Origin of the sequence: Sphingomonas sp. (assembly GCF_048594985.1) — a bacterium.
Taxonomy (GTDB): Bacteria; Pseudomonadota; Alphaproteobacteria; order Sphingomonadales; family Sphingomonadaceae; genus Sphingomonas_I.
Genome location: NZ_JBMDXG010000123.1, coordinates 1 through 10,945 on the forward strand (window position 1 = coordinate 1; position 10,945 = coordinate 10,945).

The window sequence follows — 10,945 nt, forward strand, 5'->3', positions numbered from 1 at the left end:
ATGGTTGCGGCTATAGGCTGGGCCATCGCGACGGCGCGGCGGAGGGCCGCGCCCCGACGATTACATAAGCTGCGGCTTCGGCTCCTTGGCCTTCTTCGCCGCGTCGATCGCTTCCAGCACGATGCGGCGCGCCTCCTCGGCATCGCCCCAATTGCCGATCCGCACCCACTTCTTGGCCTCAAGGTCCTTATAGTGGGTGAAGAAATGCTCGATCTGCGCAAGCACGATCGACGGCAGGTCATGCCGCTCGCCGACGTCGGTGTAATAAGGGAAGGTCGTGTCGACCGGCACGCAGACCAGCTTCTCGTCCCCGCCTGCCTCGTCCTCGAGCTTGAGGACCGCGATCGGCCGCGCGCGCACCACGCAGCCCGGAATGAAGGGCGAGCGCGCGATCACCAGCGCGTCGAGCGGATCGCCGTCGGGCGACAAAGTGTGCGGCACGAAGCCGTAATTGGCCGGATAGCGCATCGGCGTGTGCAGGATGCGATCGACGAACAGCGCGCCCGACGCCTTGTCAAACTCATATTTGACCGGCTCGCCGCCGACCGGAACCTCGATGATGACGTTGAGGTCATGGGGCGGGTTCTTACCCGTCGCGATAAGTTCGATATTCATGGGCGGGGCGTTTAGAGTGCCCGCCCGCGACTCCGCAAGCTCTTTCGCTGCGCCTGCGAAGGGATCAGGCCGCGCCGCCTTTCAGCGCGATCACCCGGTGGCGTTCTTCCAGCGGGATCAGCGCTTCCAGCACGCGCCAGAAACCCGTCACATCGTCCTGCCCCGCCGCCGCATAGGCTGCACCCAGCCGCTGGCGCATCAGATCGAACAGCCGGATTTCGAGCGCCGCCCCCGCCTCGGTCAGGCGCAGCAGGCGCTGGCGGCGATCCTCGCGCCCGGTGCGCGTTTCGACCAGCCCCCGTTCGGTCAACTCGCCCAGCACACGCCCCAGCGACTGCTTGGTGATGCCGAGCGTGCGGAGCAGCGCACTGATCGTCATGTCGGGCGTGCGCGCGATGAAATAGAGCGCGCGATGATGCGCGCGTCCCAGACCCTGCTCGTTCAGCAGCCGGTCGGTCTGACTGTAGAGGTGCGCATAGCCGAAAAAGAGCAGTTCGGCGCCGCGGCGGATTTCAGGTTCGCGGAGAAAGAGCGGGGAAGCGGACGGGACAGCCATGTTGACCCTTTGTGGCACGCAGCCTACCCCGCTGCAACCGGCCGAAGCGGCCCTTTGGAGCGAAAGATGAACGACGCGTCCCCCCTGGCCTTCACGAACGAGCCGCACGCGGCGCCGATGTCCGCCGCGGATCGGGAGTCGCTGCTCGTCAATCCGGGCTTCGGGCGGGTCTTCACCGACCATATGGTCACGATCCGCTATGCCGAGGATAAGGGCTGGCACGACGCGCGTGTCCATGCCCGCGCGCCGCTCCAGCTCGACCCGGCGACCGCCGTGCTCCATTATGCACAGGAGATTTTCGAGGGCCTCAAGGCCTATCGGCTGGAGGATGGCGGCGCGGCCCTCTTCCGCGCCGATGCCAATGCCCGCCGCTTCGCGGAGTCCGCGCGCCGCATGGCGATGGCGCCGCTGCCGGAGGAGCTGTTCCTCGAATCGTGCCGCCAGCTGGTATCGATCGACCGTGACTGGATCCCGTCGAGCGAGGGCGGCGCGCTGTATCTGCGCCCGTTCATGATCGCGAGCGAGGTGTTCCTGGGCGTGAAGCCCGCCTCCGAATATCTCTACATGGTGATCGCCTCCTCGGTCGGGGCCTATTTCAAGGGCGGTGCGCCGGCGGTGACCTTGTGGGTTTCGCAGGATTACAGCCGCGCCGGCGCGGGCGGCACGGGCGCCGCCAAGTGCGGCGGCAATTATGCCGCCAGCCTCGTCGCGCAGGCCGAGGCGATCCGCGAAGGGTGTGACCAGGTGGTGTTCCTCGACGCGGCCGAGCGTCGCTGGGTCGAGGAGCTGGGCGGCATGAACATGTTCTTCGTCATGGAGGACGGCTCGCTGCTCACGCCCCCGCTCAACGGATCGATCCTGCCCGGCATCACGCGCGATTCGCTGATCACGCTCGCCCGCGCCGAAGGGCTGACCGTGCGCGAGGAGCGTTACGCGATGGACCAGTGGCGCGCCGACGCCGAGAGCGGCCGCCTGCGCGAGGCGTTCGCCTGCGGCACCGCGGCGGTGGTCACGCCCGTAGGCCGCGTGCGCAGCCCGGACTTCGACTTCACGATCGGCAATGGCGGCCCGGGCGTGGTCTCGGCGCGACTCAAGGCGGCGCTGGTCGACATCCAGCGCGGCTTCGCACCCGATCCGCACGGCTGGGTGGAACGCCTCTTCTAACGCTTCCATCCGCGCAAACGGCGGCTATAAGCCGCCGGCCGTTGGGGCGTCGCCAAGTGGTAAGGCACCGGTTTTTGGTACCGGCATTCGCAGGTTCGAATCCTGCCGCCCCAGCCAGCATTTAGCTTTGTTATCAGCGGGGCTTCCCGCGGTCATTGGCCTTGCATCCACTTTGGCGACGACGGAACTGCTGAGCGGCCGTCATGGCTTTACGCGTCGAGCATCGGATTGACCGTCGAAATTCCCGGAGGGAGGGGGCAATCTTGAATGGCGTGGCCAGACTGGCCAGCTTCAAGCCTGACGCGTTCGCGCGCCTTGCCGATGCGCTCGTCGGTGCCGATCACAATGGTGACGGCGCGATCTCGCGCGTCGAACTGGCGCAGGCGCCGCCGGCGATGTTGGACCGCGGCGACGCCGACCGCGACGGGCGGGTGACCAAGGCGGAACATGGCGCAGCCCGCCCGTCTGCGTACGTCAATCCGGCAGAAACGGCACTGAGGCCGCTGTCATGCTCAAGTGGAATCGCGCGCGAAGGCCCACGCGCCAATCGACGGCCGGGAGAACCATGCACTCCCGGTTCCGCCAAATCGTCGTTGCTGCCCTGATCGGCGGGACGGCGCCGGGCGCGGCGCAGGCCGCCGGGCCGGGCTGCGATGCGGTCTGGCGCGCGGGCGAGTTTCCGTGCATATCCGTATGCCAGACGGCACCGGACGGCCGCCGCCGATCCTCTTCAGTCATGGCCTCGGCAGCTCGCTGGACGGTGAACGCCGTGGGCGCAAGCCTGGGCCGATGCCGCCTTCATCCTCGTTCATCTCCAGCATCCCGGCAGCGATCGCAGCCTTCTGCAGCGGGGCGGTGGCGGTCGCGGCGGACGGTTGCCTTCTGCGCTGGACGCTGTTCGGCAACCCCACCGCCAAATCGATGCTCGACGATCCGGACGCGCTGCAGGCGAGCCTGCCCCAGGGCAACCGCATCGAGCGGAAATAATCCGCCGCGCACCGCCCTCGAAGCGCCGCCTGGCCGAGATCCTCAGTCCCGCTTGAGCGTTCGCGGGTTGGGTTCATCCTTCCACCACAGGTCGATCGCGTCGGGCTTGAACCCGATCCGGAGGACATCCACGCCGTCGACCGCGAAGAGACCCCCTGCATTCAGAGCCATCAGGCGACGCGGCGCCGGCCAGCGCGGGTGGCCCGGACGCGCGATGGTAAGACCGTCCTTGTCGCGCGCGACGATGTAGTTGCCGTACGCGCCGGGTGCCGTCTGCATCAGCGCCGACGAGACGGCCACCGGATGCAGCCGCGCCTCCGCTTCGGGCAGCGCCCAGGCATAATCCGTCTTGAGCTCGGGCGTTGCCGCGCCTGCCGCGAGCGTCCGGAGTGCCAGCGCTTCCGCCTGATCGAGAGCCCGGGCCGAGGGCGTCACCACGTCCGGCTGGACGCCGCTCCCCTCCCAGTTCGTCCTGCTGACCGGATGGACCGGGCGCCCGGTCGACACGCTGAGCATGAAGCCCGGCGCGATCGGCACGAAATCGTTATTGTTCGCGGCGCCCGCCGTGCGGGTGCCGATCAGGGTACCCAGCTTGAACTGCTGCACGTCGTAGGCGAAGGATTCCGCCGCCGAGGCGGTCCCCTGGTCGACCAGTACGTAAAGTGGCTTACCGAGCATGCGGCCGGCGGGAAGGTTATCGAGCACGCGTGTCTGCACCGGCTCCCGCCCCGCCTGGAGAAAGGTAATTTCGAGCATGCCGGGCTTCAGGAAATGGCTGACAAGATATTGCACGGCCTCTGACGCGCCGCCACCATTGTCGCGAAGGTCGATAATGGCGGCGTCTCCGCCACGGAGGAAGCGCATGGCATCGTCATAAGCCTGCCCGCTTTCATCCGGCACCCAGCGGAACTCAGTGATCTTGAGGTAGCGGACGTTGCCCGGCAGGATACGCAACTCGGCCAGTCCGTGATGGCCGCGACGCGCGGCGGCCGCCTCGAACCCGCTCATATCCGGCACGGCAGGGGTCGCGCGGTTTCCCGCCGTGGCCGCCGCGTAACGCTGCGGATCGAACTGCAAATAGGCGTGGCCGTCCTTGCTCGCCGCCCGCAGATCGTTGGAGATCAGGTCGGCCAGTTCGTTCGGGCTTGCCCCGGCATAGCGACCGGAGCGCTCCGCTTTCTCTAGTCGCGCCAGAATGGCGGGAACCTTGTCCGGGAACACGTACGACTTCGCATACGCTTCCTTCACGGCCTGAACGACCTCTGCGCGCTGTGCGGGGCTCAACACCAGCGCCCCTTCGGCGGAGCGCGGCCCCGCCACCTGCGCGCCGACGCCGTCTGCCAGCAGAAGGGTAAGCGCCGTCACGGCTGCTGAAACGACTTTCAATGCTATACTCCCGAACATGGAAGGGCGGTTCAGGGCTCGTTCGGCACGCCGGGCGTTTCCAACGCCCGTCTGATCCGCTCTCCGAAAGCTGTCTGCGTGAGCGCGTCGATCGCCTCCGATGCGATCGTCGACAAGGGTGCCGACAGCTCGGCATCGAGCTGGTCCGCAGCCGCGTTGGTCGCCGCCCATTGCCGCTGAAGAGCGGGAATCATCGCCTCCGCCTTGGGGGATAAGGCGACGATGCGTTCCCGGGCGTCCGCGCCTGGCTTCATCTCCACCAGCCCGTCGCGTTGCATCTGCGATACCGTCTGGCTGACGGCAGAATGGCTTATTCCGATCGCGCGTGACATTGCGCGGATGGATGCCTCGCCTTCGCGCATCAGCGCGCGCAGCACCGGCGTGTAGCGCGGCCGCCAGTCCAGGCCGGCCTCTGTATAAGCCGCTTCGACATCGCCATCGAGGAGATCGACGAGATGGCGCAGGAGCGTCCCCAAGGTGCGCGGGCGAATAACCATATACAATATGTATAAGCACTGTTATATATGTCAAGCCTTTCGGAAGAAGCTGGATCGGGATTATCGAGCAAGGGCAGCCTTCCCCTTTCCGATCGCGCGACACCGTGGCCCGGAGGAAGAGTCATGATGCGGCGTCCAGCCCACAGCCGTTTAACAAGCCACGGTTGAACTCCGTCACGATTCGATCAAACGCAGGCCTATGCTCACTCAGATCCCGCCTCACGCGCCGCCATATCCCGGCCGTTCGTTTCAGGCTTGCCTGTTCGACATGGACGGCACGCTGCTGACATCCATCGCATCGGCCGAACGCGTCTGGTCGCGCTGGCTGTCGGGCTTCGGGCTGGACCCGGTCGAACATCTGCCGCGGATCCACGGTATGCAGACGCTTGAAACGATCCGGCGGCTTGCGCTGCCCAACGTCGACCCGCAGCGCGAGGCGGACTGGATCGCACGTGAGGAGCTGGCCGATCTTGACGGCGTACGGCCGATCGGAGGGGCCGCGGAATTTGTCGCGGGCTTGCCGCATCATGGCTGGGCGATCGTCACGTCCGCCACGCGCCGCCTTGCCGAAGCGCGACTGGAAGCGGCAGGGCTCGTCGCGCCCCCACTGTTCATCACGGCCGAGGATATCGCGGTCGGCAAGCCGGGGCCGGATTGCTATATCGAAGCCGCGCGTCGGCTTGGCGTCGATGTGGCGCGATGCCTGGTGTTCGAGGATGCGCCAGCCGGAATCGAGTCAGGGCGCGCGGCGGGCGCGGCGGTGGTCGTCATCACCGAAACGCACGCGTATCCGGTTGAAAGCGCATTCCCGCAGATCTTGAATTATCGAAACATCACTGCCCGTTATCACGACGGGCAGGTGACGCTCGAACCGCTCCAGCATGCCGGCTGAGCGCGCCGGCATCGTGGCGTAGAGCGCGGCGCGCAGATCTCATACGTGCGCGGGCTAACGGGTTTGGCGGGGTCCCGGCGCGGCGGGGCCTTGTGTCGGCCCCGCGTCATTGGGCGACAATGGCCCCGAAGATCCGCGAACCGCACCTGGCTGGCGCGATATTGCAACAACCGCCACGATGATCGCGACGATCGTCACGACCGCGATCGCGGCGTAGATGCATTGTGCCGTCAGCGGCGGCCGGCCATCTCGGTTTCGCACTTCCTGCTCCTCGCTACGCTTAGCGTTAACGAGCGAGCAGCGATGCGGGTCATTCCAAGTGCCCCTGCCTCGATCTAGACCGCCACCGGCGCGGCGATATGAGCCTGGGGCGCGTAGTCCGCGATCTCGAAATCCTCGATCGCATAGTCGAAGATACTGGGTGGGCGGCGCAGCAGGCGCAGTCGGGGCGCGCCCGACGGCGTGCGTGCAAGCTGCTCCTCCACAAGATGCGCGTGGTTGAGATAGAGGTGCACGTCGCCGCCGCTCCACACGAGCTCGCCCGGTTCGAGATCGCATTGCTGCGCCAGCATCGCGACCAGCAGCGAGGCCGAAAAGATGTTGAAAGCGAAGCCGAGCCCCAGGTCGCACGACCGCTGCCACAGCATCCCCGACAACGTCCCGCCACTGACATGGAACTGGTACGTCATGTGGCAGGGCGGCAGCGCCATCGCGTCGAGCTCGGCCACGTTCCAGCCGGTGAAGATGTGCCGCCGCGACGCCGGATTGGTGCGGAGGCCCTCCACCAGCCGCGCAATCTGGTTGATACCCGGACCGGGCCGGTAGAGGCCCGGCACGTCGGCCGCTTCATAATGGGGCCAGTCGACCCACTGCTTGCCGTAGACCGGGCCGAGCTCACCCCATTCCAGCGCGAACGCCTCGTCCGCCAGGACGCGCGCCTCGAACGCGTCGCGATCGATCGCCTCGCCCGTGGCCTTGCGATAGCGATCGAGCGGCCAGTCGGTCCAGATGTGGACCTTATTCGCCACCAGCGGGCGGATGTTGGTCGATCCGCTCAGGAACCACAGCAGCTCGCGCGCCGCGACCTTCCACGCCACGCGCTTGGTGGTCAGCAAGGGGATGGCGTGATCGGTAAGATCGAACCGCATCGTCGCCCCGAACAGCGATCGCGTGCCCACGCCGGTGCGGTCGCGCCGCTCGTCGCCCGTTTCCCAGACCTGGCGGAGGAGATCGAGATAGGGTTGCTCGTAATGCATGGGACATGGCTTAGCCGCGTGACGGCGACGCGCCAACCGGCCGGGCTTGGTCCGTTTCGGATGCGTCACGGGCTACTCCGATCCATATCGGATGCGGCTTTGGTTGGCGCCGTTACGCCTCGCCGCGACCACGCCGCCTGTGTGGCTGGAACGGATCGTGGAGGGCAGCAGGGTCGCCGATTCCGTCGTCGCGGTCCACCTGCTCGCGCCCCGCGCCCCTGCCCCGCGGCATGAGGAGCTGCGCATCCTCTATCTCGACGACGCGATGCATCCGCTCAGCATCGGCCATGTCCGCGACCAGACCATCACGACGGTCGATCTGCCACTCCGCAAGGTGATCCGCGCGGCGCTCCAGCTCGATGCCGGCGCGATGATCATGGCCCACAATCATCCCGGCGGCCGCGCGACGCCGAGCCCCGCCGATCGGGCGGTGACCCGCCGCGTAGGGGACGTCGCGCGCCAGCTGGATATCCAGCTGGTCGACCATCTGATTTTCGCGGGCGACGCGGTGACGAGCTTCCGCGCGCTCGGGCTTTTGTAGCGATTGCTTGGCGTAGGTCCCGCAGGGGTTAGACGTCTTCGCGCACTCGCTCGTGGTGACGGATGACCTCGTCGATCACGAAGCGCAGGAACTTCTCCGAGAAATCGGGGTCGAGCCGCGCCGAGTCGGCCAGCGCGCGCAGGCGCGCGACCTGCGCCGCCTCGCGCGAGGGGTCCGCGGGAGGCAGCCCGGCCTTCGCCTTGTAGCGGCCGACCGCCTGCGTCACCTTGAACCGCTCGGCCAGGAGGAAGATCAGGGCCGCGTCGATATTGTCGATGCTCTGGCGATATTCGTCGAGCTGCGCGTCGGCCACGGAATGCTTGTCCTTTCGTTCGGTCCGGCCCTTCTAGGAGGCGCTCCGGCGAACAGGCAAGCCGTCCGCTTGCCTCCGGCGCCCTCCCCCGCCTAGACGCCGCGCATGGCCGCCACGGTAACGCCCCTCCGCCGCAAGGGTCCGCCCTCGCTCGATCCGATGATCGGCCTCGTCGCGGCCGACATGAACCAGGTCAACAGCGTCATCCTCGCGCGGATGCAGTCGGACGTGCCGCTGATCCCCGAGCTGGCCGGGCACCTCATCGCCGGCGGCGGCAAGCGGATGCGGCCGATGCTGACGCTCGCCTGCGCGCGGCTGCTCGATTATCAGGGGACGCGCCACCACAAACTCGCCGCCGCAGTCGAATTCATCCACACCGCCACCTTGCTGCACGACGACGTGGTCGACGGCTCGGGTCTCCGACGCGGGCGGCGCACCGCCAACATCATCTGGGGCAATTCGGCCAGCGTGCTGGTCGGCGACTTCCTGTTCAGCCGCTCGTTCGAGCTGATGGTCGAGGACGGGTCGCTCCGCGTGCTGCGCATCCTGTCGAATGCCAGCGCGGTCATCGCCGAGGGCGAGGTCAACCAGCTTACCGCCCAGCGCCGGATCGAGACGAGCGAGGAGCGCTATCTCGACATCATCGGCGCCAAGACGGCCGCCCTGTTCGCCGCCGCCTGCAAGATCGCCGCGGTGGTGGCCGAGCGTTCGGAAACCGAGGAAGCGGCGCTCGACGCCTATGGCCGCAATCTCGGCATCGCCTTCCAGCTGGTCGACGACGCGATCGATTATGTCTCGGACGCGGGCACGATGGGCAAGGACGCGGGCGACGATTTCCGCGAGGGCAAGATGACCCTGCCGGTCATCCTCGCCTATGCCCGGGGCGACGCGGCGGCCCGCGCCTTCTGGAAGGACGCGATCGCCGGCCATCGCACCTCGGACGAGGATTTCGCCGAGGCGATCCGGCTGGTCCAGGCGAGCCGCTCGGTCGACGACACGCTGGCCCGGGCCCGCCATTACGGCCAGCGCGCGATCGACGCGCTGGGCGGCTTCGCGACGGGCGCGGCCAAGGATGCGATGATCGAGGCAGTGGAGTTCGCAGTCGCCCGGGCCTATTGAGGCTCAGTCGTCCTCGGGCTCCGCATCGTCGTCGTCGTCATCGCCGGCGAGCGCATCTTCCCCCTCGTCGTCGATCACTTCCTCGATCGCCTCCACGATCAGATCGAGCTGCTCGAAGCTGGCGGTGAACTCCAGCGTCTCGCCGTCGTCGTCCTCCAGATGCAGCGTATAGTCGCCATCGCTGTCGGGGGTGATGCTGAACTGTGCCAGGGTTCTCGCCATGTCTTCGCTCCTCAGGCTTCGCTTGCGCCAAACCCGGCTTCGGGGAATTGGTTGCGCGTGATGCGTGAGACACTGCCGATCCAGTCCGTCCTGCCCGCCCTGCTCGCCGCGTTGCGCGCGGGCAGCAACGCCGTGCTGGTCGCCCCGCCGGGCGCGGGCAAGACGACGGCGGTGGCCCCGGCGCTGCTGGGCGAGGACTGGTGCGGCGGCGAGGTGCTGCTGCTCTCCCCGCGCAGGCTGGCCGCACGCGCGGCGGGCGAGCGGATGGCGGCGCTGGCGGGGGAGAGCGTCGGCCAGACCTTCGGCTATGCCACCCGGATGGACAGCAGGCGTTCGGCGGCAACGCGCGTGACGGTGGTGACGGAAGGGATTTTCGTCAATCGCATCCAGGCCGATCCCGAGCTGGCGGGCATCTCCGCCGTGCTGTTCGACGAAGTGCACGAACGCAGCCTCGACAGCGATTTCGGGCTGGCATTGGCGCTCGACGCCCAGGCGGCGCTGCGGCCGGACCTGCGGCTGGTCGCGATGTCGGCGACGCTCGACGGGACGCGCTTCTCGGGCCTGATGGGCGATGCGCCCGTGGTGGAGAGCGAAGGGCGCAGCTGGCCGCTGGAGCTGCGCCATCTGGGCCGCGCCGCCGATGCCCGGATCGAGGAATCGGTGGCGGCCGCGATCCGCACGGCGCTGCGCGAGGCCGAGGGCGGCGTGCTCGCCTTTCTGCCGGGCGTCGCCGAGATCGAGCGGACGGCCGAGCGGATCGGCGACGTGCCCGGCGCGGTGGTCCACAAGCTCCATGGCAGCCTGGAGCCGGGCGCCCAGCGCGCCGCGATCGCGCCCGACCCCGAGGGCCGGCGCAAGATCGTGCTGGCTACCGCGATCGCCGAGACTTCGCTCACGCTCGACGGCATTCGCGTGGTGGTGGATTCGGGCCTCGCCCGCCGGCCACGCTACGACCGCGCCGCCGGCATGACCCGGCTGGTCACGGAGCGCGCCAGCCAGGCGGCGGTCACCCAGCGGGCCGGCCGCGCCGCGCGCCAGGGTCCGGGCACCGCCTATCGGCTGTGGGAGGAAGCGGCGACCGCGGGCCTGCCGCGCTTCGACCCGCCGGAGATACTCGAAGCCGATCTCTCGGCGCTGGTGCTCGATTGCGCGCTATGGGGCGTGCAGGATCCGCGCGACCTGAACTGGCTCGACTCGCCGCCCGACGCCGCAATATCCGAGGCGCGCGCGCGGCTGAACAGTCTCGAGGCGCTGGACGAAGACGGCCGCCCGACCGCGCATGGCAAGGCGATCGCCGCGCTCCCGCTGGCGCCACGGCTCGGCCACATGCTGGTGCGCGCAGGCGAGCTGGGCATGGCCGCAACCGCCGCGCAGGTTGC

General features: G+C 68.0%; 14 protein-coding genes and 1 tRNA gene. 8 read left to right on the forward strand and 7 right to left on the reverse strand.

What is annotated here, in order from left to right; translation table 11 throughout:
• Positions 1–60 precede the first annotated feature (60 nt).
• Both ppa and ACOJSF_RS04660 read right to left on the reverse strand, forming a co-directional pair.
• Complete coding sequence (gene ppa, locus ACOJSF_RS04655; protein WP_420141064.1) at positions 61–615, reverse strand: inorganic diphosphatase; 555 nt, start codon at positions 613–615, stop codon at positions 61–63.
• Between the two features lie 64 nt (positions 616–679).
• Positions 680–1,171 carry a MarR family winged helix-turn-helix transcriptional regulator gene (locus ACOJSF_RS04660; RefSeq protein WP_420141065.1) on the reverse strand — a complete coding sequence of 164 codons (492 nt, stop codon included), beginning with the start codon at positions 1,169–1,171 and terminating at the stop codon, positions 680–682.
• 66 nt (positions 1,172–1,237) lie between these two features.
• Here ACOJSF_RS04660 and ACOJSF_RS04665 point away from each other — a divergent pair, with 66 nt between their 5' ends.
• The 4 genes from ACOJSF_RS04665 (at position 1,238) to ACOJSF_RS04680 (ending at position 3,322) form a co-directional block, all read left to right on the forward strand.
• Positions 1,238–2,335 (forward strand): branched-chain amino acid aminotransferase, encoded by a 1,098-nt coding sequence (locus ACOJSF_RS04665; protein ID WP_420141066.1) that lies wholly within the window; start codon positions 1,238–1,240, stop codon positions 2,333–2,335.
• 42 nt (positions 2,336–2,377) lie between these two features.
• A tRNA-Gln gene (locus ACOJSF_RS04670) sits at positions 2,378–2,452 on the forward strand.
• Between the two features lie 155 nt (positions 2,453–2,607).
• Positions 2,608–2,940: a hypothetical protein gene (locus ACOJSF_RS04675; protein ID WP_420141067.1), complete on the forward strand. Its 333-nt coding sequence runs from the start codon at positions 2,608–2,610 to the stop codon at positions 2,938–2,940.
• 184 nt (positions 2,941–3,124) lie between these two features.
• Entirely contained in the window at positions 3,125–3,322 is a 198-nt protein-coding gene (locus ACOJSF_RS04680) for a hypothetical protein (RefSeq protein WP_420141068.1), read from the forward strand.
• A gap of 42 nt (positions 3,323–3,364) precedes the next feature.
• On the opposite strand, the gene ACOJSF_RS04685 is transcribed toward ACOJSF_RS04680, so the two are convergent.
• Together ACOJSF_RS04685 and ACOJSF_RS04690 are read right to left on the reverse strand one after the other, a co-directional pair.
• Positions 3,365–4,687, reverse strand: a complete 1,323-nt coding sequence (locus tag ACOJSF_RS04685; RefSeq protein WP_420141069.1) for a S41 family peptidase — start codon at positions 4,685–4,687, stop codon at positions 3,365–3,367.
• A gap of 50 nt (positions 4,688–4,737) precedes the next feature.
• Positions 4,738–5,223: a MarR family winged helix-turn-helix transcriptional regulator gene (locus tag ACOJSF_RS04690; RefSeq protein WP_420141070.1), complete on the reverse strand. Its 486-nt coding sequence runs from the start codon at positions 5,221–5,223 to the stop codon at positions 4,738–4,740.
• Between the two features lie 199 nt (positions 5,224–5,422).
• On the opposite strand from ACOJSF_RS04690, the gene ACOJSF_RS04695 reads away from it, so the two are divergent.
• Complete coding sequence (locus ACOJSF_RS04695; RefSeq protein WP_420141071.1) at positions 5,423–6,115, forward strand: HAD-IA family hydrolase; 693 nt, start codon at positions 5,423–5,425, stop codon at positions 6,113–6,115.
• A 335-nt stretch (positions 6,116–6,450) separates the two neighbouring features.
• Here ACOJSF_RS04695 and thyA read toward each other — a convergent pair whose 3' ends face one another.
• Complete coding sequence (gene thyA / locus ACOJSF_RS04700) at positions 6,451–7,371, reverse strand: thymidylate synthase (protein ID WP_420141072.1); 921 nt, start codon at positions 7,369–7,371, stop codon at positions 6,451–6,453.
• A gap of 91 nt (positions 7,372–7,462) precedes the next feature.
• Between thyA and ACOJSF_RS04705 the strand changes: the two genes are divergently transcribed.
• Entirely contained in the window at positions 7,463–7,912 is a 450-nt protein-coding gene (locus ACOJSF_RS04705; protein WP_420141073.1) for a JAB domain-containing protein, read from the forward strand.
• A gap of 28 nt (positions 7,913–7,940) precedes the next feature.
• Here ACOJSF_RS04705 and ACOJSF_RS04710 read toward each other — a convergent pair whose 3' ends face one another.
• Positions 7,941–8,225, reverse strand: coding sequence for a chorismate mutase (locus ACOJSF_RS04710; RefSeq protein WP_420141074.1), 285 nt, complete (start codon positions 8,223–8,225; stop codon positions 7,941–7,943).
• 105 nt (positions 8,226–8,330) lie between these two features.
• Here ACOJSF_RS04710 and ACOJSF_RS04715 point away from each other — a divergent pair, with 105 nt between their 5' ends.
• Positions 8,331–9,344 carry a polyprenyl synthetase family protein gene (locus ACOJSF_RS04715; protein ID WP_420141075.1) on the forward strand — a complete coding sequence of 338 codons (1,014 nt, stop codon included), beginning with the start codon at positions 8,331–8,333 and terminating at the stop codon, positions 9,342–9,344.
• A gap of 3 nt (positions 9,345–9,347) precedes the next feature.
• On the opposite strand, the gene ACOJSF_RS04720 is transcribed toward ACOJSF_RS04715, so the two are convergent.
• Complete coding sequence (locus ACOJSF_RS04720; protein WP_345849706.1) at positions 9,348–9,566, reverse strand: hypothetical protein; 219 nt, start codon at positions 9,564–9,566, stop codon at positions 9,348–9,350.
• A 60-nt stretch (positions 9,567–9,626) separates the two neighbouring features.
• Between ACOJSF_RS04720 and ACOJSF_RS04725 the strand changes: the two genes are divergently transcribed.
• Positions 9,627–10,945: DEAD/DEAH box helicase (locus ACOJSF_RS04725; RefSeq protein WP_420141076.1), on the forward strand; the 1,319-nt coding region annotated here is incomplete at its 3' end.

Coding starts and splice junctions, on each gene's coding strand:
- ppa (WP_420141064.1), bottom strand. CDS start 615: ATGAATATCGAACTTATCGCGACGGGTAAGAACCCGCCCCATGACCTC.
- ACOJSF_RS04720 (WP_345849706.1), bottom strand. CDS start 9,566: ATGGCGAGAACCCTGGCACAGTTCAGCATCACCCCCGACAGCGATGGC.
- ACOJSF_RS04695 (WP_420141071.1), top strand. CDS start 5,423: ATGCTCACTCAGATCCCGCCTCACGCGCCGCCATATCCCGGCCGTTCG.
- ACOJSF_RS04690 (WP_420141070.1), bottom strand. CDS start 5,223: ATGGTTATTCGCCCGCGCACCTTGGGGACGCTCCTGCGCCATCTCGTC.
- ACOJSF_RS04715 (WP_420141075.1), top strand. CDS start 8,331: ATGGCCGCCACGGTAACGCCCCTCCGCCGCAAGGGTCCGCCCTCGCTC.
- thyA (WP_420141072.1), bottom strand. CDS start 7,371: ATGCATTACGAGCAACCCTATCTCGATCTCCTCCGCCAGGTCTGGGAA.
- ACOJSF_RS04660 (WP_420141065.1), bottom strand. CDS start 1,171: ATGGCTGTCCCGTCCGCTTCCCCGCTCTTTCTCCGCGAACCTGAAATC.
- ACOJSF_RS04680 (WP_420141068.1), top strand. CDS start 3,125: ATGCCGCCTTCATCCTCGTTCATCTCCAGCATCCCGGCAGCGATCGCA.
- ACOJSF_RS04665 (WP_420141066.1), top strand. CDS start 1,238: ATGAACGACGCGTCCCCCCTGGCCTTCACGAACGAGCCGCACGCGGCG.
- ACOJSF_RS04705 (WP_420141073.1), top strand. CDS start 7,463: ATGCGGCTTTGGTTGGCGCCGTTACGCCTCGCCGCGACCACGCCGCCT.